This window comes from Sedimentibacter sp. (genome assembly GCF_038562225.1).
GTDB lineage: Bacteria > Bacillota > Clostridia > Tissierellales > Sedimentibacteraceae > Sedimentibacter.
On the sequence record NZ_JBCFAS010000002.1, the window covers coordinates 710,311 to 734,659 of the forward strand.

Annotated in this window: 22 protein-coding genes; 4 read left to right on the plus strand and 18 right to left on the minus strand. The window is 42.0% G+C overall.

All coding sequences use genetic code 11. The annotated features are described in order from the left end of the window. Positions 1–39 precede the first annotated feature (39 nt). The 8 genes from AAGU76_RS09760 to chrA form a co-directional block, all read right to left on the minus strand. Positions 40–1,026 carry a tocopherol cyclase family protein gene (locus tag AAGU76_RS09760; protein ID WP_342485289.1) on the minus strand — a complete coding sequence of 329 codons (987 nt, stop codon included), beginning with the start codon at positions 1,024–1,026 and terminating at the stop codon, positions 40–42. A 169-nt stretch (positions 1,027–1,195) separates the two neighbouring features. After that, positions 1,196–2,665, minus strand: coding sequence for a TrkH family potassium uptake protein (locus AAGU76_RS09765; protein WP_342485290.1), 1,470 nt, complete (start codon positions 2,663–2,665; stop codon positions 1,196–1,198). Beyond that, the gene (locus tag AAGU76_RS09770; RefSeq protein WP_342485291.1) at positions 2,658–3,329 is read right to left on the minus strand and encodes an NAD-binding protein; all 672 of its coding nucleotides are present in this window, start codon (positions 3,327–3,329) and stop codon (positions 2,658–2,660) included. Before AAGU76_RS09770 ends, AAGU76_RS09765 begins: the two co-directional genes overlap by 8 nt. After that, a complete protein-coding gene (locus tag AAGU76_RS09775; RefSeq protein WP_342485292.1) occupies positions 3,326–3,769 on the minus strand; it encodes a TrkA family potassium uptake protein in 444 nt (147 codons plus the stop codon). Before AAGU76_RS09775 ends, AAGU76_RS09770 begins: the two co-directional genes overlap by 4 nt. Positions 3,770–3,792: 23 nt before the next feature. Further along, on the minus strand, positions 3,793–4,146 hold the full coding sequence (locus AAGU76_RS09780) for a hypothetical protein (RefSeq protein WP_342485293.1): 354 nt from the start codon (positions 4,144–4,146) through the stop codon (positions 3,793–3,795). A 127-nt stretch (positions 4,147–4,273) separates the two neighbouring features. Beyond that, on the minus strand, positions 4,274–4,969 hold the full coding sequence (locus AAGU76_RS09785; RefSeq protein WP_342485294.1) for a response regulator: 696 nt from the start codon (positions 4,967–4,969) through the stop codon (positions 4,274–4,276). A 1-nt stretch (position 4,970) separates the two neighbouring features. After that, positions 4,971–6,512 carry an ATP-binding protein gene (locus AAGU76_RS09790; RefSeq protein WP_342485295.1) on the minus strand — a complete coding sequence of 514 codons (1,542 nt, stop codon included), beginning with the start codon at positions 6,510–6,512 and terminating at the stop codon, positions 4,971–4,973. 74 nt (positions 6,513–6,586) lie between these two features. Next, positions 6,587–7,789 carry a chromate efflux transporter gene (chrA, locus tag AAGU76_RS09795; RefSeq protein ID WP_342485296.1) on the minus strand — a complete coding sequence of 401 codons (1,203 nt, stop codon included), beginning with the start codon at positions 7,787–7,789 and terminating at the stop codon, positions 6,587–6,589. 288 nt (positions 7,790–8,077) lie between these two features. Between chrA and AAGU76_RS09800 the strand changes: the two genes are divergently transcribed. Both AAGU76_RS09800 and AAGU76_RS09805 read left to right on the plus strand, forming a co-directional pair. Beyond that, positions 8,078–8,617: a DUF2318 domain-containing protein gene (locus tag AAGU76_RS09800; protein ID WP_342485297.1), complete on the plus strand. Its 540-nt coding sequence runs from the start codon at positions 8,078–8,080 to the stop codon at positions 8,615–8,617. Continuing rightward, a complete protein-coding gene (locus AAGU76_RS09805) occupies positions 8,617–9,963 on the plus strand; it encodes a sulfite exporter TauE/SafE family protein (protein ID WP_342485298.1) in 1,347 nt (448 codons plus the stop codon). The genes AAGU76_RS09800 and AAGU76_RS09805 overlap by 1 nt, the downstream gene beginning before the upstream one ends. An 89-nt stretch (positions 9,964–10,052) precedes the next feature. Here the strand turns inward: AAGU76_RS09805 and AAGU76_RS09810 are convergent, their stop codons facing one another. The 5 genes from AAGU76_RS09810 to AAGU76_RS09830 all read right to left on the minus strand — a co-directional run bounded on the left by AAGU76_RS09810 (position 10,053) and on the right by AAGU76_RS09830 (position 15,980). Continuing rightward, the gene (locus AAGU76_RS09810) at positions 10,053–11,531 is read right to left on the minus strand and encodes an alanine/glycine:cation symporter family protein (RefSeq protein ID WP_342485299.1); all 1,479 of its coding nucleotides are present in this window, start codon (positions 11,529–11,531) and stop codon (positions 10,053–10,055) included. A gap of 130 nt (positions 11,532–11,661) precedes the next feature. Continuing rightward, entirely contained in the window at positions 11,662–12,528 is an 867-nt protein-coding gene (locus AAGU76_RS09815; RefSeq protein ID WP_342485300.1) for a hypothetical protein, read from the minus strand. Between the two features lie 123 nt (positions 12,529–12,651). After that, a complete protein-coding gene (locus tag AAGU76_RS09820; protein ID WP_342485301.1) occupies positions 12,652–14,877 on the minus strand; it encodes an immune inhibitor A domain-containing protein in 2,226 nt (741 codons plus the stop codon). Between the two features lie 271 nt (positions 14,878–15,148). Then, complete coding sequence (locus tag AAGU76_RS09825; protein WP_342485302.1) at positions 15,149–15,544, minus strand: DUF1801 domain-containing protein; 396 nt, start codon at positions 15,542–15,544, stop codon at positions 15,149–15,151. Positions 15,545–15,692: 148 nt separating this feature from the next. Beyond that, positions 15,693–15,980, minus strand: a complete 288-nt coding sequence (locus tag AAGU76_RS09830) for a hypothetical protein (protein ID WP_342485303.1) — start codon at positions 15,978–15,980, stop codon at positions 15,693–15,695. 313 nt (positions 15,981–16,293) lie between these two features. On the opposite strand from AAGU76_RS09830, the gene AAGU76_RS09835 reads away from it, so the two are divergent. Beyond that, entirely contained in the window at positions 16,294–18,261 is a 1,968-nt protein-coding gene (locus AAGU76_RS09835; protein ID WP_342485304.1) for a flavocytochrome c, read from the plus strand. Between the two features lie 87 nt (positions 18,262–18,348). Here AAGU76_RS09835 and AAGU76_RS09840 read toward each other — a convergent pair whose 3' ends face one another. The 3 genes from AAGU76_RS09840 to AAGU76_RS09850 all read right to left on the minus strand — a co-directional run bounded on the left by AAGU76_RS09840 (position 18,349) and on the right by AAGU76_RS09850 (position 21,250). Further along, positions 18,349–19,038 carry a TetR family transcriptional regulator gene (locus AAGU76_RS09840; protein WP_342485305.1) on the minus strand — a complete coding sequence of 230 codons (690 nt, stop codon included), beginning with the start codon at positions 19,036–19,038 and terminating at the stop codon, positions 18,349–18,351. 162 nt (positions 19,039–19,200) lie between these two features. Then, positions 19,201–20,559 carry a HAMP domain-containing sensor histidine kinase gene (locus AAGU76_RS09845; RefSeq protein ID WP_342485306.1) on the minus strand — a complete coding sequence of 453 codons (1,359 nt, stop codon included), beginning with the start codon at positions 20,557–20,559 and terminating at the stop codon, positions 19,201–19,203. A gap of 1 nt (position 20,560) precedes the next feature. Further along, entirely contained in the window at positions 20,561–21,250 is a 690-nt protein-coding gene (locus AAGU76_RS09850) for a response regulator transcription factor (protein WP_342485307.1), read from the minus strand. A 492-nt stretch (positions 21,251–21,742) separates the two neighbouring features. On the opposite strand from AAGU76_RS09850, the gene AAGU76_RS09855 reads away from it, so the two are divergent. Further along, positions 21,743–22,747, plus strand: a complete 1,005-nt coding sequence (locus tag AAGU76_RS09855; RefSeq protein ID WP_342485308.1) for a C45 family peptidase — start codon at positions 21,743–21,745, stop codon at positions 22,745–22,747. A gap of 93 nt (positions 22,748–22,840) precedes the next feature. On the opposite strand, the gene AAGU76_RS09860 is transcribed toward AAGU76_RS09855, so the two are convergent. Both AAGU76_RS09860 and AAGU76_RS09865 read right to left on the minus strand, forming a co-directional pair. Then, positions 22,841–23,170, minus strand: a complete 330-nt coding sequence (locus AAGU76_RS09860; RefSeq protein ID WP_342485309.1) for a hypothetical protein — start codon at positions 23,168–23,170, stop codon at positions 22,841–22,843. 189 nt (positions 23,171–23,359) lie between these two features. Further along, positions 23,360–24,271, minus strand: coding sequence for an AraC family transcriptional regulator (locus AAGU76_RS09865; RefSeq protein WP_342485310.1), 912 nt, complete (start codon positions 24,269–24,271; stop codon positions 23,360–23,362). Positions 24,272–24,349 lie beyond the last annotated feature (78 nt).

Genomic DNA, 24,349 nt, shown 5'->3' on the forward strand with positions numbered 1-24,349 from the left:
AAATAACCAGCCTGATTATGCTGGTTATTTTTATAAAGGCTATACCTTTAGCCTGCTCAGATTTCCGAACAATTCTGTAGCACAGGGATTTCCTGTTCCTTGGAACAAAATGTTTCCTGATAGGTTTTTCAATCTTACTTGGACAGTTCCGCATAACTCTTCCCTGATTTCTGTGTTCATAATTCCGTTTTGTGGAGCTTTTAAAACCTCTCCCTGAAATGTTCCGACTTTTACTTCAAGCATAATATTGTTCCTGACAACATTCAGTTCCATAGCGTTACGGCTGCATTCCAGCTTTGATATTCTGCTGAGGTTGTAGCTGGCAAACCTGTATTCCTGCCCGCAGACTGACAAGCTGCATATAAATCCTCTGAAAGATGCATTAAGAAACGGAACGTCAGCTACGGAGCACATGATGCTGGCGTCCGAATCTTTGAAGCTATTGCACTGAAGCCATATGTAATCCTTCGGAAATGAACTTCCCCAGTCTTTTTCAATATAGCCTCTGCCTTGGTCAAAATCGATCAGGCTGTTGTTCAAATACAAAATTCCACTGAGTTTGTGTCCCATGCTTACAATATCATGGTAACATTCCAAAAACGGCAGGTATGCAAAAAAGCCCATGGCACTGGGAGAAATCCTTGTTCTGACTATAGGGTCAAATTCAGAATACCTGATGCTGCCTCTGACCGAACAATCATGTGTTTTTAATTCAAGTTCCATACCTCCTGGTTCAAAAGTATTGCTTCCAATTTTTAAGCAAAACGGTCTATCCATGCATGAAAAGTCATCTGCCGAAAACCTGTGGTAATGAGTCATTAACCATGATTTTCCATTAATTTCACATTTCACTGCTGTTTGAATGAAAGCATGTGAATCAACATCACCAATTGATATTCCTGGAATTACACTTATTATATTTTTTAAATCGGCTGATACATGTTTAAAATACCATCCTTCAAAATATTTCGATTTTTTCATTTTCCCCTGAAATTTAAGGGGATCATCATTCAGATTGAATGTCATGCAATTCTCCGTTTATAGTTCTTTTTCCTTTTCAGGAACCAATACTATGTTAACCGGATTCCTGCAACATATCCCTTTACAGCCTAGCATTTTTATTGTACGTTCTATGGCAGTGCAAGGCTAAACAAGAAATTCCCTTATAACAATTAAGGGAATTTTTAATGAATAATTAATTCAATGCCTTAATTTCTCTTCTACAGAATTTTCTGACAACATTCATTATAGAATAAAAGACTACGAATATTTCCAGTCTCCCCAGCAGCATTCCAAAGGTCATGGCCCACAGCGCAGTCGGAGGTGTGTGTATGCCGGTGACTCCAACTGACAATCCAACGGTTCCTATAGCTGATGCAAACTCAAACAGCGATTCTTTCAATCCATACCCTGAAAGAGTAAGTATGCATGTTCCTATCAGAAGAAAAGCCGTGAAGGTCAATGCATAGTTGGCGGATTCCAGGTAAAGCTCCGGGTTTATGAATGTCTTTCCATCAGGCCTGTAAACTGCCGGCTTGTTGACCATTCGTTCTGGCATGAACTTGCGCTTCAACGACCAGCTGTTTTGTCTTAAAAGAATGTTGATTCGGCCCAGCTTGATACCTCCTGCAGTGGAACCGATTCCTCCACCAACAACCATGAGCACTATCATCACAAGATATGCAAAGTCAGGCCAGTCATTGTAAGAAACAGTTGAAAAACCTGTAGTTGTCAATGCAGATATCAAATTAAAAAAACTTATCCTCAGTGCAGAGGACACGCTGCCGTACAGACCATAGAGGGATAAATATGCCACAACCGGAACCAGAGCGGCTGTCATGATCAACACCAGCTTTGTTTCCCCAAGCCTGAAGAATTCAAGAAATCTTCCCCTGACCAAAATCATGTTGGCATAAAAGTTTGTCGCACCCAGAATCATGAGAATCACTGTAACAAGCTCTATGGAAAGGCTGTCATAAGCTCCGATGCTCATAGTCCTTGTTGAAAAACCTCCGGTTGAAAGAGCTGCCATGGAATGGTTGACTGCATCAAAAGCCGGCATTCCAAATGCAACATACAGCAGTGTTCCTGCCGCAAAATAGCCGGAATATATTTTCATGATCAATCTTGCAGATTTTGCTATGTTTGGAAGCAGCTTGTCATTGTGGCCTTCCGATGCAAAAAGAGTCATTCCAAAACTTTCAGACAGCGCAGAAACAACGATAAGGACTATGCCCACACCTCCGAAAAACTGTATGATAGACCTGAACAGCAGAAATACTCTGGGAGATTCTGATACGTCAATAACCGACAGACCGGTGGTGGTCCATCCGCTCATGGCTTCAAAGTACGCCTGGGTAAAGTTCAGTGTTCCTGCTAGCATGAACGGAAGAGCCGAAAAAAAGGCTGCTAAGCACCATGTTCCCACGACTATAGTTGCCGCATTTCCGGCTGTAAGCCTGTACTGCTCCGGCACGATAATCCTGCTCATAAAAACGCCTGCTGCTCCGGCAACAGCTGCAGGTATTAAAAAGCAAAAAACATATTCGGCCTCTTCCGGATAGAAAGGCACCACCACTACAGGAAGCAAAATAATACCGGCCACGAAAATAAGCATTATACCGATATACTTAAAAGCATATAATGTTTCATCGCTTTTAATCACTTTGAACACCCCCGGTTAATGCGTAAAGCGTTGCGTTGTGTGCTGACTTGTTGGTGAAGATCATAAGCTTGTCTCCCTGGTGGATTTCTGTCCTTCCGTTTGGAACAATTGTGTTGTTTCCTCGAACGATGCATCCTATTATTGAATCCAGCGGAAGCCCAAGGTCCATGATCTGCCTTCCGCACGCATTGCTTGTTTTTTCCACTATTACTTCAAGCAGCTGAAGCTTTTCTTCTTCAAGGGGCATGTAGTGGATTATCTCATCGGCAAATGCCATCTGTTCGATTATGTTGGATAGTTCGTAGGTAGCGCTGACGGCTGTATTTATACCCAGCTTCTTGAACACTTCCACATTTCTGGGATTGCTTACAGTGGCGAATGCCCTTTTTATACCCAGTAGCTTTTTTGCCAGCAGACAGATTACCAGGTTGTCCGGGTCGTTGGATTTGACTGCAATCATCAAATCATACCCGAATACATTGGCATCCTCCAGTATAAATTTCTTTGAAGCTTCACCATAGATGACCATGGCATCCTTCGTTTCGGACAGCCTTTCACACTCATCGGCATCGTTGTTTATTATGACCAGCTCATGGCCCTTCTTCAGCAGTGAGTCAGCCAGAAAATTGACCTTTGCTCCATTGCCTGCAATCACGATTTTCACTGCAGACACCCCCTTTCCTTCAAAAACTTCTCGATTGTTTCTATTGAAAGCCTGTACGGATAAATGACCTTCACGTTGTTGTCGCTGGCTATTTCCTCCAGTTCAGTGGAATACAGCCTCGCAATAACATTGGGAACTTCAAACATTATGCGTGCTATCTGAGACACCATTATGTTTGTGTTGTCATCATCCGTTGCAGCTATTACCACACATGCGTGCCCAATACCTGCCTCTTCAAGAGCGCTGATGTCAGCCGCATCTCCCGCCAGTGTGTATCCGCTGAAGTCAGGATGCAGTTTTTTGAAGGCATTTGGATTTATATCTATTATAACAACCTCCTTGCTGCTCTTGGACAGCATGGAGGCTATGTTGGCTCCAAGTCTGCTGCCTCCTGCAACAATGTACAGCTCGCGTTTTCTGTTGCTTTTCATGTTAAGCATATTCTCATCTCCTTTGATGCATTTTAAAACTGTTCAATCAGGCTTACTTTCGGTTCTTCTATTTTCATGTTTCCGAAATTCATCGGTATGTTTCTGCCTGAAAGCGTGGAGCATACCCTTTCCAGATTAATGGTCGCCGGCCTGTACGTTGGATCCAGAGCATAAGCCGCCCTGTAATGCTTGCGGGCCAGGTCGAAGTTCTTGTTCACCTCGTTCCAAAGGCCAAGCAGGTTTTGAGGCTCAGGGGCATCGGGATTTTCTCTTAAGGAATCTATTATTATTTTATAGGAATCCTCCATTTCCGAGTTTTCCATTTTCAATGTAACTTCTCTTATAACAGAACTGAATCTGTCTGTTTTGATCTGTGATTTTTTCATGACTATTCCTCCTTCATTAACTAAAGGATAATACTATAGGTATAAGTTTTGTATAAGTATTCTGATAATTTCTATAAATTTAGAGTAAATAAAAAACCCTGACCATTTTACCTGTCAGGGCTGTTCCTTATTCATCCATCAATCTGTATCCAACACCTATTTCCGTTATGATGTACCTGGGCTGAGCCGGATCCTCGCCAAGCTTTCTCCTGAGGTTGCCCATGCAAACACGCAGTGACTGAGTATCGTCTGTTCCGATTCCTCCCCAGACATTTTCAGTAATATACCTGTGCGTCAGCACCTTTCCGTGATTCCTGGCCAGCAGCACAAGCACACGGTATTCATTTGGTGTAAGATGAATTTCCTCCCGGCCTATCCATATTCTCCGTTTTTGTGTATCTATGACAAGATCCTTTATCTTGAACGTTTCGTCAACTTCTTCCGGCTGCACCTCTACCATGGCCTTGTGTCTAAGCATTACTCTTATGCGGGCCAGCAGCTCTGTTACGCTGAAAGGCTTCGTCAGATAATCATCTGCCCCCGCATCAAGCGCCTCAACCTTCTCACGGTCATGTCCCCTGGCAGAAATGATTATAATAGGTATCTGCGACATGGTACGTATCTTTTTTATGACATCCACACCATCCATATCAGGCAGACCAAGGTCCAAAATGAGGATGTCGGGATTCTGTGAGACAGTCAGCATGACGGCAGCTGCACCGTTGTCCGAATCCATGCACTTGTATCCCTGCGTTTCAATTGACACTCTCAGAAACTTGCGTATAGAATTTTCATCATCCACTATCAATATCAGCGGTTCCATTCTACTCCTCCCCACTTAAGATGTAAAAGCTGACCGTTGTTCCGCTGGGCACATTGTTTCTTAAGGATATCTGTCCTTTGTGCGCTTCTACGATGGACTTGCACAGCGACAAACCCAGCCCCATGCCTTTTCGGTTAGTGCTGCTTTTAGTTTTTCTCTGGTAGTACCGCTCAAATATGTGCGGCATTTCATCCTGTGATATTCCCGGACCGTTATCGCTTACCTCAAAATAAACACGCGCATCTTTTTTGAACAAAGAGACGGATATCTTACTTCCTGCCGGAGAATAGTTGATGGCGTTGTTCAAAAGATTTATCAGCACCTGCCTGATGAGAACACCGTCTATTTTTAACAGAATTATTTCTTCCGGTATCTTAACATGGATTTCATGACCTGAAGAATGCTTCTTTACATGGGTAACAGCTTCCGTGATTATCTCCTCAGCTGCTTCTTCTTTTATGTTCAGCTTAACCCTTCCCTCATCAAATCTTGTGGCATGAAGTATGTTTTCAACCAATTCATTGAGCCAGTCGGCATCTTCGTAAATATTCTGAAGAAAAGTTTTCTTGACATCATCGTTCAGCTCTTCATAATTGTCATGAGCCGTGCTTGCCAGCCCCATTATTCCTGCAAGCGGAGTGCGAAGGTCATGAGAAATGGATCTCAGCATATCGGAACGCAGACGTTCCCTTTCGATTTCCATCTGTGTTCTGCGCTGTTTTTCATACATTCTTTCGCGTTCAAGAACGACAGCTATTTGTCGCGATACAACCTCTATGAAAGTAATCTGGGTGCCGGCAAGAGAATCCGAACCATTCAATGAAATTCCAATTACACCCAAGGATCCGTTTTGGCTTATGACAGGCGTGTAGTACGCATTTGCACCGGAAAAGAGCATTGTTCCGCGGCCGCAGGGATTTCCGGACTGATATGCTTCAGAGGATGCCATTTGATCCGCATCCCTGCCGAACACATTATCTCCCTTAACGATTCTTATGTCTTCATTTCCAGAAGAATCATAAACAATTATCATGACATTTGCATCCAGCTGCTTTGAAAGTTCATCTGCTGAAATTTCCGCCAGTTCATCGCAGCTTTTTACATTTAAGAGACGATTTGTGACATAGTACAGCGATGAGATGTATTTTTCCCTGTCAACAACAAGCTGCCTTTCCATTTTCACCTTTATTGTGAGCATACTGGTTATGGATCCTACAATGAACATCACCAGAAATATGATCGGATAATCAGGATTGTAAACCTGCAGGGTATAGTATGGTTCGGTGAAAAAGAAATTGTACAGAAGCACCCCGGTTACAGAGGCAAAAAAACTGTATGCATAACCTTCTGCCATATAGGAGTAAAGCAGGATACCCAGCAGGTATATCATAACGATATTTATTTCCGACATGTTTAAAATGTTGAAGACGATTGACATCAATGTACACAGTGACATTGCTGCAACCATCAGGAGCAAATTCTTAAACAGGTTTGTGCCGGTGATATTTCTTAACTTTTTTGCAGAATGATGCAATTCAGACATTATGGTCTCCGCTGTTTATTTATTCTATAAACATTGTAAATCTAATCTTAAACTAAATCAAGAGCTTTAATGGATCACAACACCATGAAACCTGCTGCCAGAACCAGAACCACTATGAGAGGCGCCGGTATCTTTCTTGTAAACAGAAGAGCTATGGTTGCCAGTGTAACGAGGATGTTGTCAAAAGCAAACCCGCTTCTTTGCATGAGGATAATTGCGGATACGCAGATCAGTCCGCCTGCAACAGCGTTGATGCCTTTTAAGGAAACCTTTATTCCCCTGATTTTTTTCAGATCCTCCCAAACCGGAAATATGAAAAATATCAGTAAAACTCCGGGCAGAAATATACCTATACCTCCTGCCATGGCTCCCAACACCTGAAATAACGCTCCATTGCCCCGGGCTGCCATTCCTCCCGCATAAGCGCTGAAACTGAACATGGGACCCGGCAGCCCCTGTACAAGACCGTAGCCTGTCAGAAACTCCTGATTGGTCATGTACTGATTAGCCTGAACCAATTCGCTGTGCATAACAGGTATCACTACCTGCCCTCCGCCGAATACCAGGTACCCGTAGCGGTAAAAGCTTTCAAACAAATGAACTATTCTGTTGTCCCATGTCAATGTGAGAACTATGCTTCCCAGTGCAAATATTCCAAAAGCAGCAAGATATCCCCATGGAGGGCTCACCTTGACCCGATTCCACAATTTTTGTTCCCTTGATGATAAAATGCTTGCCGCACCTCCCAAAACAAGGACCATCGGAAAAATCCACGGTTTTCTGATAAAGTACGTGGTTATGCCGCCAAGCAGAAGAAGAATTATGGTAAGCCTGTCTGTTACAACCTTTCTTCCTATCTGATATGCCGCCACCACAATAAACCCCACAGCCATGGGACCGATGTATCTGAGGCCATCCTGTGAAATGTTCATGCTGTCTAAAAACTGATACAAAAACGAAAGTATGGTCATTACCGTAAGCACAGGCAGCGCCCATACCAGCATTGTCAGAAACGCAAGCATGGGACCGCCCATCTTGTATCCTACGGCCACTATTGTCTGTGTGCTGGTTGGACCCGGCAGAATGCTGCACAAGGCAATGAGCTCAACAAGCTCCTCTTCGTTTAAATATTTTTTCTTTATGACAAGATGTTCCGTAAATACGCCGTAATGAGCCTCAGGGCCTCCAAAAGCTCCCAAAGAGCAAATGAACACATCCTTAAGAAATGTTCCCCACTTCACCGGCTTATGAATATCCATATTCTTTTCTTTTTTCATAAGTATCCTTTCTTTTCAAAACTCTCTATTATTATCCATAAAGTGTCCTTAAAAATTTTTTTATTATCGGTTTACGATATCGAATTTAGATAATTTGATTATATATAAAAACATACCCTTATGCAAGAAAAATTTTCATAGCAATATTTACATGTTGTTTGTGTACATAATTTATTTGGAAATGAAACAGTTTAAGGTTGTTTCCTACCGAGCTATTTATTTCTCCATAAAATCTTCACAAGGATGTATTATGATGAACCCAATAATAATTGAAAGGAATGGACGAAAATGAACAATAATAAAAACAAAGGAAAGGGCAGCGCAGGAAAGAACAGCAATCTTCTGCTGGGAATCGTGGCTGTTATTGTAATTGGTGTGGCAGCGCTGACCTTTTTTAACGGGAACAAAGCCGGGAATACGGCGGATGGGTCTAAGGCAAGTGTCGTTGCAGCGACAGACGAAAATGGCAATCTTGTGATTCCTGTATCAGAAATAACCGAAACTGCCACATTTTATTCCTACGATGAACTTGACACTTATATGGAAGTGCTGGCTGTAAAAGCATCTGACGGAACAATCAGGACCGCATTCAACACCTGCCAGGTATGCTATGCATCCGGCAGGGGGTATTATATACAGGATGGAGATGTCCTGGTATGCCAGAACTGCAAGAACAGATTCAAAATGGATGACATTCAGGTAGCCAAAGGCGGATGCAACCCTGTACCGATATTTGACGAATGGAAGGAAGAAACCGACACAACAATTACAATTCCCAAGGATTTATTTGTTGAAGCAGAAGGTATCTTCAAAAGCTGGAAAAATTAATGGCTTCGAATCATGAGATGTGCAATCAGGCAACACTAAAGCTGGATGGTATGACCTGCACAGCCTGCGAACGCAAGATCGAAAAAGCGTTAACCGTTCTCGCAGGCGTTGACAGTGTCAAGGCAGACTACGCATCATCCACTGCAGAGATTGTTTACTGTCCTGAACAGATTCAATTGAATGCCATTTATGAATCAGTCGAAAATGCAGGCTACAGCGTCATCCTTGATGACTCGTCCAATGAATCCTCAAGCATCTCAACCATACTTATCGGTGTCATAATTGTGGGGTTGTATGCAATAATCAACAACACTGTTGGGTTTAACTTTTTTCCGCAGGTGACTCAGAACATGGGGTACGGAATGCTGTTTGTGGCAGGTATTTTCACTTCTGTTCACTGCATAGCCATGTGCGGCGGAATCAACCTGTCCCAGTGCGCAGGATGCGGCGGCTGCGAAAACAGCGGAATGTACTCAAAGCTGAAGCCCAGCCTTTTGTACAACCTTGGAAGAGTGGTATCCTACACGCTTCTGGGCGGAGCTGTTGGTGCCCTAGGTTCCGTCTTCAGTATTTCTCTGAAAGGCAAATCTCTGATTTCCATCATGGCCGGTGTTTTCATGGTCATAATGGGTGCCAACATGCTGGGTGCAACATCTAGGCTAAGAAAAATCATGCCCCGCCTTCCAAAAGGGTTGACGGATAAAATTGACATTAAAAAAAGCGGCAAAGGACCATTTGTGGTAGGCTTGCTTAACGGTTTTATGCCATGCGGGCCTCTGCAGGCCATGCAGCTTTATGCCCTCGGTACAGGAAGCTTTCTTGCAGGTGCATTCTCAATGTTCCTGTTCAGCCTTGGAACCGTACCTCTGATGTTTGTCTTCGGTGCGTTCAGTTCCATGCTCAGCTCCAGATTCACCAAACAGATGATGAAAATCAGTGCAGTACTGGTCATTGTGCTGGGCGTTGTCATGGGCAACCGGGGCCTGTCACTGGCCGGCATCAACGTAGCCGATACACTCTTGTCTCCCTTTGGAATCAGCACCGGGCAGTATGCTAAGACTGCAAACGCAGTTGTAGAAAATGATGTACAGACAGTGACCACAAATCTTGAATCCGGCAGCTACCAGCCTATCTCGGTTCACGCAGGAGTTTTGTTAAAGTGGACTATTGTGGCTGAAAAGGATTCATTGAACGGCTGCAACAATGAAATTGTAATACCTGCTTACGGCATTCAGAAAAAGCTTCAGGCAGGCGAAAACATAATTGAATTTACGCCAACCAGCCCGGGAACCATAGCATATACCTGCTGGATGGGCATGATAAGCAGCACCATAACTGTAAAATAGGAATAAAAAGAAACAAAAGGTTTGAATCCCATGACCATTCGGGGATTTAAACCTTTTATCTTTGCAATTGTCCCAGTTAAATAACCTGATTAATTGTTTTCAAACACATATTTGGAATGTTCTGCGTTTATATCTTCATAAGCTGAAAGCAAAGGCTCTTTTTTGCTCTTCACATTTTTGATGTTTCTGTTTACGTAATCTTTTGTTATATTGACAACTGTGCCTGATAAAAGCAAAACACCTATAAGATTTGGAATTGCCATTAAGCCGTTCAGAGTGTCTGAAATGTTCCATGCCAGGTCAAGGCTCATGGTGGAACCTACAACTATGAATATTATGAACAGCACCTTGTACACTATGGTATATTTTGTACCGAAGAGATACTCAGTAGCCTTTGTTCCGTAGAATGACCAGCCAAGCACAGTTGAAAATGCAAACAGCAGGATGGCCAACGACACAAATTTGCCTGCTAAGTCACCAAAGCCGTGTGAAAAAGCCGCACTTACAAGAGGCACACCTGCAAGTCCTGTCTCCAATGCTCCTGTTGAAAGAACAGTGAAGGCTGTAAGAGTGCATACGATGATAGTGTCAAAGAACACTTCAAAAATACCCCACATTCCCTGTATAACCGGTTCCTTTACATCTGATGATGAATGGACCATTACGGAAGAACCAAGTCCTGCTTCGTTGGAAAAAACTCCTCTCTTAAATCCCATGGTTACAGCCTGCTTAATCAGTGTGCCGCTGATTCCTCCCGCTACGGCATCAAATCCGAATGCACCTTTAAAAATGCTTGCAAATACTTCAGGTATCTGATTGAAATTGTTTATAAGTATGAAAATGGTTCCAAGTATGTATGCCAGCGCCATGAACGGAACTATTTTTTCCGTAACCTGTCCTATTCTTTTTATTCCCCCGACGATTACCAGACTGGATATTACAGCTATGGTAATGCCCGTCACAATCGGCTTTATTCCAAATGACCCGTTCAAAGCGCCTGCAATTGAATTAACCTGAGTCATGTTTCCTATACCGAAAGAAGCAAGCACGCAGAATATCGAAAAAGTTACTGCCAATGGTTTTGCAACATGTCTAAATCCTGCTTTTTCCTTTAATCCCTGTTCAATGTAGTACATTGCTCCGCCTGACCACTCATTGCGGTCATTTTTTCTGCGGTAGAATATACCCAGTACATTTTCTGAGTAGTTAGTCATCATTCCAAAGAATGCGGAAACCCACATCCAGAATACTGCTCCCGGTCCGCCTATTGTTATGGCTGAAGCAACTCCCGCTATGTTTCCTGTACCTATGGTTGCAGCAAGGGCAGTGGACAGTGCCTGAAACTGAGAGATTGATTTCTTGTCATCGGTCTTTGTCACTGATTTCTTAGTAAATATTGCAAAAAAAGTTTCCTGGTTGACATATTTAGCTTTTGTCACCTGAAAGAAATTAGTTCGTACGGTCATGTATACGCCGGTGCTTATAATGAGCACAAGCATCGGAATTCCCCAAACTATACTGTTGATTTTGTCATTGATCGCTGCGATTGTTACAAATAAGTTTTCCATAAATCCTCCTGATTTTTATAAAATAATGCAAAAAATAGACAAAGACGCTGCAAAATTGCAACGTCTTTGTTGTATAATGATAATAAATCATTCTCACAACGTTTGTCAATATTTTTTTCTTTTGAAGATGTTACTTCCTTCCTCTGCCGCTGTGTCCCATGATTCTGGACATATTTTGAACCTGGTCGGCAATCTCCTGAGTTATTGATCCTTCAGCTACCAAGTCTGCCAGTGCTTCTTTGTAAACTGTTCTGAATTCATCCATCAATGACTGTTTCTGTTCTTCGGAAAGTTCTGACAGATATCCTTTTGCTTTTTGCTGTGTGCTGTCTACATCTGATGCAGCAGCATTTTTCATTCCTGTTCTTGAAGTTATAATATCAGCTTCTTCCTGAGTAAGTGTTCCGCTTGTCACCAGATTTTCAGCTGCTTTTGCTGTAATGCCTGTCATGGCTTCTCTTACAGCTGTCATTTGCTCCTGAGTAAGTCCTGATTTGTTTTTAAGACCTTTTCCGTTTTCCATGATCTCATCAGCCTGCTCCTGGGTTATGGTGTCGTCAGCCACAAGAGCGCTGAGTGATTCTTCATACAGCGCCTGCTTTTCGGTTTGAAGCGCTTCGGTTTGCTCATCAGTCAAACCGGCTGGATTTCCTTTTGCTCTTGGTGCTGTTACCGAATCATCTGAGGTTTTGGTTTTAATGGACAGATCAGCATTTTCCATTCCTGTCAGGACAGCATCTGCTTCTTCCTGCGTCATGGTTCCCTTTTCCACAAGGTTTGCCACAGCTTCCTTCATGCTTTCTGTTCTTGCTTCGCTGATTAGTGTGCGCTGTTCATCGCTAACTTCTGCCCTCGACGTTTTTCCAATGCTTTGTTCGGTGCTTGTGCTGCCTGCAGTATCAACGGAAACAGAATTTGCCAATGCAAATGATCCTGTTCCGGATGCCATGACTATGGTCAGTACTGCAGCCACAGCTGCAATTTTGCTTTTTTTCAACTCTATCACATCCTTTATGTTATTGATTCGGGCTGACAATGTCAGTTCCTCATCTGCATATAATTTAACCTTTGAATGTGATAGCTTTGTGATGCCCAGGTGAAACTTTAAGAACTCAAAAATTTATTTAGCCGGTCTCACGATTACCTGCATGAACTGCTGTTTTGCATCCTTTGAAGCCACAATTTCTATGATGGTTCCGGTGTTTGGATTTTTTACGCTTCCCTGCGGATTTGTCTCATCATAATATTCTATGCGGTCGTCAAATACGCTGACTGCAGGAAGACTCTTCACCGCAGACAAAACGCTGTTTACATGTATGTTTGGAATGCCGTCCGTAGGTGACAATGAGAATGTGGAGTCATAAGTCTGAATCCTGTTTCGCCAAACACTGCCATTGACATTGCGCAATGTCTGGTAATGTGCGTCTATGGGCAGCAGAAGTCCCTGTCCCGGATGTTTCCTGGTTTCATTATTCGTTTGCGAAGTATCCCAGTAATTTATGAGCAAGCCATCCTGGTAAGCAAAATGGTCTACAAAATTACCCTTCAAAGTATCGTTCAGGTAACCGAAGAAGTACGGTCCGGTCCTCAGTGTTGAGTCGTAGCCCATGTATGTTCTGTTTTCAGCCACGTAATAATGATTGTACAGAGCGCTTTCAGTTCCTGTTGATGTCCTGAAGCCGTCTAAGGTCCAATCTTCTTCACCCTCGGCACCGTATGTGGGTTGGCCTGTTATTTCTATGTTATCAACCATCAGCCCAGGTTCAGTTGCAGCTCCATCAGTCCAGTATCGGAAGCCAATCAGCACGTTCTTTCCTGCATATTCGGATAGATCAACAGCCTTGAGCTCAATCCATCTGCCGCCGGTACTGCCTGTTATTCCATATCCGAAGTTCTGTCCGTTAGGATTTGTTGTTGTTGAAAGATTTGTTTTAACCGGATTCCAGTTGGCTCCTTCATCTTCAGAAACCGCCAGATATGCATAATCCCAGTCAGTTTCTATATTGTAATTCACCATTGCGGATATGGCAGTCCCTGAGGTCACTTCTATGGACTTGAACATGAAGTTATCAAGGTCATCACCGGAACCGCTGTAGTAGAATTTGTCACCTTCATAGGGAACACCAATTTCCTCTGTCACGGATTTTTTAGGAAGAACAACAAACAAGGCCTGTGCCTGCTTGGTGTTGAATTCCATTGGGCCGAGTTTGTGAGAGGATGTTTTCCCTGCATAAGCCACTTCATAATTCAGCCAGCCCATCTGGAATTTTTCCCAGGCACCCATGTGGCCTGGCTTGGATCCGATGTCCTTTGTACCGTCACTGAGCCATGAACCGGAAGACATAAGCGTCCAGAACCCTGTGCCGTTTTCACCGCCTGAAGTGTCATACAGGTCCGGAAGTCCCATGTCATGACCGTATTCGTGGGTGAATACACCAACGCCGCCGTTTTCAGGCTGAATGGTGTACTTGCCTACCCAGTAATCGCTGCCGCCTATCTGGATGCCTCCCATTTTGTTGAAGTCCGGGCCGGCTTTGCCAATCAGGTTGCTGAAGGCGTACCAGCTGTGGCTCCATATGGTGTATGACGGTGCTCCTGCTTCTTCGCCTTCTCCTGCATGGACAGACTGGAACGTGTCTATGTAGCCGTCAGGCTCGTCAAAATTTCCGTCGCCGTCATAGTCGTAGCGGTCCCAGATGTCAAATTGACCCAGGTAATCATTAATTTCTTCATCTGTTTTTCCCAGATCAATCTGGGTCTGATACCACCCGTTCACACAATCTCTCAGGAAGTTCCACACATTGGCATCAGGGTTGTCATCATAGGATGCCGCTTCGCCTTTTACTGCAACCCACTCGGTTACATCACCAAAGACTGCATATCGGTTTGAAGACTGCTCTATGTAGAAGTTTTTCATGGAGTTTGCTCCGGGTTCATCACCAAACAACAGGTCCATGAAGTAATCCCTGCTGAAATCAGATTCCCAGATAGTCGAATTGTCATACAGGCGATTCGGCTCATGTATTGTATTGTGCTTTAGGTCAGAAAATTCACCTAGTACAGTCCAAATGGCTCCTTCGCCTTCCCGTTCAAGCTCCACATACTGTCCTTTTGCAACTTCGTGAACCTTGCCGTAAGCCTTGCCGTTCAATTTTGCATTCAATGCCTTTTCTTTTAATTCCAGCTGTTTGCTGGTAAGCGGATCAGTCAGGTTGTCCTTTTTGTGCACAACGGTTCGGCTGTTTCCGCTGATTCCATCTGCAGCTGATACTGCAAATGCCGCAGATGATATGGATGCACAGACCATAGCTGCGATTGTCAAAATACAAATTATTCTTTTCTTCATTATAACCTCCAAATTTTGATTTTGTTTTACTGCATTCCTTTGATTTTAAGTTATTTTCCTCACCTCCTGATATAACAGCATGCTTATTTCAACATTGCTTAACATCATTAGCCAGCTGCATGCTGAAGCTTGTCTCAGTGCTATGTTAAATATCTATGTATATAATTTGGATATATACATTTTTTAAATTTAATTAATAATTAAAATAAAAAACCCCGAAAATGCTTCCGGAGTAAGATATAACGCCATTAACTTTATATGAAGATTATTATTACTTCTTTGATTTTTTCTGTTTCTTCAGTTCCGCTTCCTTTATGTTTTCTGCAGCCCTGAACCGTACAATTTCACCTATCAGTTCAATAGGAGGTTGTTTGTCAATCGGGAATTGCACTGCACCTTTTGAGCTTTTGTAATTCGACAGCTTTTCCTTGAACTCTTCAATGCCGCTTGCTCCCGGATAAAATCCGATGTGATTTTTATGTACTGCAAAATGAACAAGATTTCCAAACAAATCAAAGGTAGGCATCTGCCAGCTTATTTTTTCCTTTGCTTCCGGCGCAGATTCCTTTATGATTTTTCTGATGGCCTGCAGCTTTTCCTGAACTTCCGGAGGATACAGCAGTATGTATTCCTCGATTGTTCCATAGGCAGTTTTATTTTCTTCCATGGCTCTCCTTATCGTTTCAATATTTTTTTACATGCACATATCAGCTGTTTTTACAACATAAACCATTATATTTCATTAACAAAATTATAGAGCAGGATAAATGCAATGTCAACATTACACCTTCCTGCTCCTGTCTTCTTAGCATATCTTAAGACATTGTATCTGTTACATTTTCCTTTTCATCACAGCAGCCTGATTTTTTGCTGCCTCCTCTTCTCATCATCATAGCCATCATGGAAAACATCATGATAGGACAGATGAATGGTGCGATGACTGCCAGCAGTCTGCTGGCACCGGGACTGAATCTGGATATGAACGGCAGTGCTGAAATAATCAGTATGGTCAGTCCGCAGCACACCACCATGTGAAGCATATGTTTTAAGGGACTGTGGTTGTGCGTTTTATTGTTTTCGTTTTTATTGTTGTGGCAATTCATTTTTTCCCCTCCAAGTCTGCAATTGATATATTTTGTTCATTTTAGCAAATAACTGTGAAGAAGTTGTGAAGCATTAAAACAATCTTGAAATCAGTTATAGCTGAATTTGATATATTTTAACAATGTTACGCATTGACATATTAAACACGTTTATTATTATTACTAATCTAAATTTCTTAATTAATCGCATATTAACACAATTTATTTAAACGCATTTAATTTATTTGTTGACTTATATAAATATAGTTATTATAATAATTAAAGATTGTTTGACTAATATTAAACAATAACTAGTTCAAAAGGGAGAGTTAAGATGTTCAAAAAGAAAAAACGCTTAATCAGTGTCTTGATGGTTTTTGTTCTGCTTCTCATGGCAGGATGCAGCAACGGAAATTCAAAAGATGCTGCTAGCACAGAAACACAAGCACTGTTCAAGGAAGGCACTTACACTGCTGAAGCTCAGGGTAACGGCGGTCCGGTAAAAGTAGAAGTTACATTCACAGCAACAGAAATTAAGGATATCAAAATAGTCAGCCATACTGAAACCACAGGACTTGGTGACGCTGCAATGGAAAAGATCAGACTGAGCATACTGGATGATCAGACATTGGCAGTTGATGCAGTGGCAGGCGCCACAAATTCCAGCAATGCCATCCTGAAGGCCGTTGAGGACTGTGTGAAACAGGCCGGCGGCGATGTTGAAGCATTGAAGCAGAAAACTGCAGATTCCAAATCAGGCGAAGCCATTGAAAAATCTGCGGATGTGATAGTAATAGGCGGAGGTGGAGCAGGACTTGCTGCTGCAGTATCCGCATCGGAAAACGGTTCATCCGTAATACTTATTGAAAAAAGCATCGCTACAGGCGGCAACACCATCAGAGCCGGCGGACAATACAACACATATGATCCTGAAAGGCAAAAAAATGTTGAAATGAATCAGTCTCTTCTCAATGAGCTCAAGGGATACATGGATGATGATCCGAAGGATTACGGAGATTTCGCACCAACATTTGAAACTTTGCAGTCACAGATTAAGGAATATCTGAATTCAGGAGACACGAAGATACTTTTTGATTCACCGGAACTCCATGCAATTCATGCTTACATAGGCGGTAAAAGGACTGATCTTCAGGGCAACACCATAACCGGCAACTATGAGCTGGTTACTACCATGACTCAGAACGCCCTGCCAACTCTTAAGTGGATTGAAGGCTTAGGTGCTCAGATAAATAACCAGGTTGGTACAGTGCTTGGAGCTTTGTGGCCAAGAAGCCATTCCCCTTTGCAGCATACCGGAATTGGATACTTGAAGCCTCTTGAGGATACAGCCGTAAAACAGGGAACTGAAATAATGCTTGAAACAAAGGCAGAAGAACTCATTATGGAAAATGGAAAGGTTGTCGGAGTTAAGGCAGTGAAGTCTGACGGCACCCAGGTGACATTAAGAGCCAACAAGGGTGTAGTTATGGCAACCGGAGGATTCGGAGCTAATCCTGAAATGAGACAAAAATACAACACATACTGGCCTGAAATGCCGCTTACAATGAAAACCACAAACACACCGGCAGCTACAGGCGATGGAATCATCATGGGTGAAAAATCAGGTGCTCAGCTTACAGGAATGGGCTTCATTCAGCTGATGCCAAGTTCACATCCTGAAACAGGCTCACTGGCCGGCGGCGTTTGGGGCAGTGCCGAAACACAGGTTTTCGTAAACAAGGACGGCAAGCGCTTTGTAAACGAATATGCCGAAAGGGATGTGCTGGCAAGCGCGGCTCTGCAGCAGGAAGATCAGCTGTTCTATATAATTTGTGACAAAAACACAGCCGGAATCACACCTGAAGGCAAAAATGTGTGGGGAGACGATGTTGAAAAGCTGGTTGAAACCAAAAGCATTTACCGTGCTGACACATTGGAGGATCTGGCTGTTCAGCTGGGAATGGACAAAAATGCTCTTGTAGATGAAATAAGCAAGTACAACAGCTACATAGAACAGGGTGCTGACCCTGAGTTCGGCAAATCAAACTTCGGCTCGAAGCTTGAAACTGCTCCTTTCTATGCAACACCGAGGTCACCTTCCGTACATCACACTATGGGTGGTCTGGCTATAGATACTTCAGCAAGGGTTCTGGATGAAAACAACAAGGCAATCCCCGGACTCTATGCTGCCGGTGAAGTTACAGGAGGAATTCACGCAGGCAACAGACTGGGTGGAAACGCCATTACAGATATACTGGTATTCGGCAAAATTGCAGGAGAAAGTGCTTCTCAAATGAAATAACCTCCAAGAGAGAACCAACAATAACGCAATTGCTGATAATCCGGGAAGTTTAGTATAGAAATAAAATAATCTGCAGACTCCTGCAGATTATTTTATTATGATGGAAAAATTCTTTTCCATTCGTATTTCCATGCTTTCAAATATTATTTTTGACTGCTGTATGATGCTGAATATCTCGCTGCTTTCCAGCCCTATAATTTTAAAATACATCTCGCATTCTTTTTCCGCAATGTATTGATGTGAACAGTCTATCTGACCTTCGCTGTGAACTATTATCAGCCCGCTTATTATGGATGAAAGACTGTTTTGATAAATTTGCTTCTCTGCTTTGCTGAGTCTTATTCCGTACGTTTCTTCTAGATAGTCGTAGATATTGTTTCCCCTCAAATTTTTTGCCACCCATCCTTCACCCAAGGTCAGGATGTTTTCAAGAGAAACCTCTTTCATGAATCTCCTGTAATTTTCATTGAGCCTCCGAAAAGAGTTAAAAGCCATAGTTTCAACGGAAAAAAGCACAAGGGGATTTACTGGTTCACTGCTTTGGTTTAGTTTCTGCGTTATTTCCCCTGCTATTGTGGTGTTGAACTGATTGACAATCTGCAGTGCCAAATTTCCTTTGCTTTGGAAATAGTATGCTACCAAAGCCCTATTGACATTTGCAGCTTCCGATATGTTGCCGATTGATGTGTTGTAATAGCCCTTTCCATAAAAAAGAGATTTGGCGCAGTCAAAAATATTCTGTTTTGTTTCTTTGAAATCAACTGGTTTGTTGGACATTTTATCACCTGATTTTTCATAAGCCTCGAATTTATATACTATGATACAGTGAAATTCGTTTATATTTCCTATCATTACATAAATTATAGCTTATGGCAAATAAAATGTAAAATATTTTTAGCGTGACGCATATAAATGTGCGCATCGCAACAGGATTCAGGACTATTTTGTTTTAAATTCGATTGTTACACCGGTTCCCTTTTCCACCTGGCTTTCTATTCCTATTTCACCGTTGTGTGCTTCAACCAGAGCCTTAGCTATGGTCAAACCTATGCCTGTGCCACCCGTCTCACGGTTTCTCGACAAATCGCTCCTATAAAATCTTTCAAAAATATATTTCAAGTCTTCCTTGGGAATTCCTATACCCGTATCCCTTACCTCAATTCTGATCTTATCCTTTGGCTGCTGCAGCGAAACCATGACCTCTCCTTTTTCGTTTGTATACTTGACCGCATTTGAAATGATGTTTATGAAGACCCTTTTTAAGTAATCCCTGTCTCCCATCATGCTTATACCATCTTGAATATTTCTGACCATTCTTATGCTCTTTCCTATGAACAACGGTTCAAAGCTGTCCAGTATGTCATTCAAGGTCGATGAAAGGTCCACAATGCTCAGTTTCATATTTATTTTATCGTCTTCAACCACAGACAGCTCGGACAATTCATTGATTAGCTTAGTAAGCCTTATAATTTCATCGTGTATGACAGAAAGTCTTTCAGCGCTGGGTATCCAAACTCCGTCCAGGAAAGCCTCTATGTGGCTTTGAATTGCAGCCAGCGGAGTCCTCAACTCATGGGCTATGTCCGTAGTCATTCTTCGTTTTAATGCTTCCTGATAATTCAGCCTTTCCGCAAGCTCCCTGACCGACACTGACAACTCATGCAGCTCCAGGGTGTTTGTGTCCACCTGGCTTAGGTCTTTATATTTTCCCTGCTCTATGAGCTTTGCATTTTCTCTTATGACATAAATAGGATTTAGAAATTTCCTTGAGATGCGGGAACTGGAACGAAGTGCAACTAGCAGTGTCAAAATTGAAGCAGCGGCGAATATGCTGTTTATGGTGATTAAAAATTTTTCATCTTCAATATTTGATATTATGCTCTTAGGCCGTCCCACGTCAACTGTTCCTATACGGACATTCTCGACCATAAACGGGTAGCTCCTGTAGGAAAACTTGCTTTCATCATTGCCGTATTCGTCAACCATTCCGTAAGCTGTTCCATATGCGCTGCTGTTCCAGCTGACGCTGTTGTTAAGGTCTTTGATTTGTATGATTACATCCTCACTGAATGCATAATGCAATATATTCATGAGCGAATGTGAGTTCAGTTCCTCATAATCGCTGTAGACATTCTCCACATATTGTACGACCTTAAGGTCATCCCTGCTTCTCAATTCCTTTAGGTAATCGGAAAAAAAATAATTGATGCTTAAATTTGAAGTGATGGTAATGAACACCACCGATAAAATTGAGATTGTTACAAAATATTTTCGCAGCTGTTCGCTTATTTTAATCATTTCACTCACCTTCAAACTTGTATCCCACACCGTAAACGGTCACGATATATTTCGGTTCCCTGACATTATCCTCAATTTTTTGGCGCAAATTTTTAATATGAGTGTCAACGGTTCGGTCGTAACCTTCAAAATCATATCCAAAGGCATGACTGACCAGGTGACTTCTCGAAAAGACCTTCCGTGGATTTTGAGCCATTGCAAGCAACACCTTAAACTCATTTGGTGTTAGATTTACCTCCTGGCCTGACTTTGTCACCCTATGCCCGGGTATGTCAATGCACAAATCCTTATTGTTGAATTCCAGAGAATCAGTTAACTCTGAATTTCCCTTTGACCTTCTGAGAATTGCCCGTACTCTTCCAACCAATTCCCTTGGGCTGAAGGGTTTTGTGAGATAATCATCAGCTCCTATATAAAGTCCTGTTACCTTGTCATCCTCGGTGCTTTTTGCAGTAAGCATTAAAATTGGAACATCTGATTCCTTTCTAATTTCTCTGCATATATTTTCTCCGGATAAGTCCGGCAGCATCAGATCAAGGATAATAAAGTCCGGTTCAATATCGCGGAATACTTCCAGGGCCTTGCTTCCCCGACTGGCAGTAAAAACTTCGTAAGACTCTTTGGAAAGATAATCCTTGATTACATTCAAAAGATTAACCTCGTCATCCACCACTAATATCTTTTCATTCATGTTCACACCTGAGCCTTTCTGTTTCTTAATCTTTCATAAACCATGAATTTTATTATTCAAAGTTTAGATATTTTAACAAAAAACAGTGTAGTTATTATGAACTTATTTTTTTTTATTCTGAAAATTTTATTTCTATCTCCATAATTCCTACACAATTGTCTGATAAAATGTTACTACGATATTAATTATAATCTTCGACATTAATATCGCCCCCAAATATTACAATAAAAAATAAGACTTCCCGGGTCTTATTTTTTTATTACAAATTAAGTTCTCAATCTCCACAGTTTCTCCACAATCTAATTGTACAATAGTATCAAGATATTGATTGCTTAATAATTGATGTCGCCCCCCATAGAATAAAAAATAAGACCTTCGGGTCTTATTTTTATGCTGCTTAATATTATATAGTTCTTGACATAAAATTTTTATTCAATTACGCTAAGTATGAGATGGCGCCAACTCTCAAATCATATATTGGAGAGTGAAAAAATGTATCACGGAAGATTTAAAGGAACACATTACGATGCTGGTTTCAAATGGGGACAGCAGCTGCTTAAGTTCGGAAAAAAGCTTGATTTTTGCCCGACATTTGAACTTACCAAGGAAAAGTACGAGTTTGCACAGCAGTGCGCAGAACAATACAGCATGTATTTCCCTGAAATTCTTGAAGAAATACAGGGCATTGCAGACGGCAACGAAGTTCACGCAGAAACTCTTCAGTGCATCCTGCTTAGCATGTACTGTTTTGAATTTGACAACAAGTGCACGTGCTTTGCCTTTTGCACTGATAATGAAATTGTTTTTGCGCGAAACAGCGATTTTTTGGTAAGCCTTGAAAAGCTTTATATGAACTGCATTTACCAGTTGAAGGACAGCTGTTCCTTCAATGGGAACACCACTGCATACGTTCAGATGGAAGACGGGGTAAACCAGCACGGTTTAGCTGCAGGACTTACATTCGTCTATCCGAGGGTAAGAAAGCCTGGTCTTAATGCAGGCATGCTCACAAGATACATACTTGAAAAGTGCAGTTCCGTCAAGGAAGCAGAAGAAGCGCTGCACCGTCTGCCCATAGCTTCGGCACAAACCATTACCCTGGCAGATAAATACGGTGGTATTGCCGTCGTTGAATGCAACCCCGAAAAAATTACTGTTATAAGACCTCAACAAGGCAAGCATTTCGTTGCAACAGCCAACAATTTCAATTCACCGCAAATGATGGCTTACCGCAACCCGGATATTGATGACTGGCGTTCTGACGACCGCTATAAAACAGCATTGACAGCATTGCAGAACCAGAACGAATACTCGGTAGAGTTTGCAAAGTCCCTGCTGGCAGGAAAGTATGGTTTCATGTGTCAGTACGACAGGAAGAAAAATGCAGACACTGTATGGTCAGTAGTCTACGATTTAAAACGGGGGCAGGTTTGGAGAGCTGAAGGCAATCCCTCCAGAAAGAAATTTAAGGAAGATGCGAGGATGAAATTTGTATAATCCATCATTCAATCATCTGTAAGATAAAATTTCAGGACAGTACTGCAGCTAAACAGGACTGTCCTTATTAAATCACTAGTATGATTACATATCCTAGCTTGTGGTGAAATCTGTACGGATGGTGTTCAGCCAGCATCCGTTGCACCGTATACATCCTCCACTGCTGTCAGCTTCAACTTCAAACTCATCTGAACCGCTTAGATAATCTATGTCAATAGTTTTATATTTCTCAACAAGTTCATTATTTACCGCGAAAATAAAATTCTGCACCGTAAATGCGTCTTCATTGCCATTGGGTTTTCCTTTTACCATGCTCAGCACCGGTCCGCCTCCGCACCCTGTTCCATGGAACAGAATCCTGATGTCTCTAATATCCAGCTTTTTCAATTGTTTCAGTGCTTCATCTGTTATATTAATTTTCAAATACATTCTCCGATTCATATATTTTAAGCATCATTATATCACAATAACTTCCGTTTTCAACAAAATATGAATTTCTACCAAGCAATTAATTTGTCAATTTACCAAAATTGCTTTAAAATGAGAAATAAAAAACGGGAGCAATTAATGCTTCCGTTTTACCTTCCTTGTCAAGTACGAAGCTTTAAGCCATCAGTTATTACCGCACTTTTGAACCGGTTTTGCTTCTATATATCCTCTGTATCCCATGGGTGCCAATTGAAACCTGGGTCCGGTTTCAGGTGCCCATTTGTAACCGTACAGCTCCGGATTGAACTTGTCTATGTGCTCCCAAGTTTCTTCTATTGCTTCACCAAATTTTTCATCATCGTAGGGTTCTCCCTGGAAAACCATCATGGTGCACGGGGGCAGAACAATAAGCTCATATCCCTCAGGTATTTTCTTGTCGTAATCCAAGGGCAGCTCCACACCCTGAACATATTCGGATGCATTGTTTCTTAAGCTTTCAGGCATCCACATGCCTATGGGTTCATACAACGCTTCCTTTACGCTGGTAAGGACATTCCAAATGTCGCATCCCACCTCTTCACAATATTCAAAGTAATCTTTTGCCTTTCTGCCTCTTTTTATAAGGCATTTCCTTTCAGGTCTCTCAACAATTTGAACAAATACTGTCTTCATGACTTCACCCTTCCTTTCACGGTTTTGATAAACATGTTCCAATGCCCTGTAAGTGTCATATACCTTATTGGGCAGAAAAAGTTGAATCGGCGGTGTCTGCTTGTGATACCTGTATGGAGAAATTCCAAATTCCTTTGTAAAAGCCCTGGTGAAACCCTCCTGGCTGTCAAAAACAAAATCCAGCGCCACATCGATCACCTTCTTGTTTTCATCTCTCATGACAAGTGCAGCCATGGTTAATCTTCTCAGGCGAATGTATTCATAGGGGCTTTTTCCTATTGTCTCCTTGAACATATGACCGATGTACCACGGGGAATAATTTGAATAATCAGCCAATTGTTTTAATGTGATTGTATCCTGCAAATTTTCTTCGATATAATCCTGCAGCATTTGAACTACACGCATAGAATTTGTATTATCCATATTCACCTCCGACATCAAAAGATTACCATAATATCCCGAAAGATTCTTGACCATTCTTGTTATGTTACAAATGTCAGC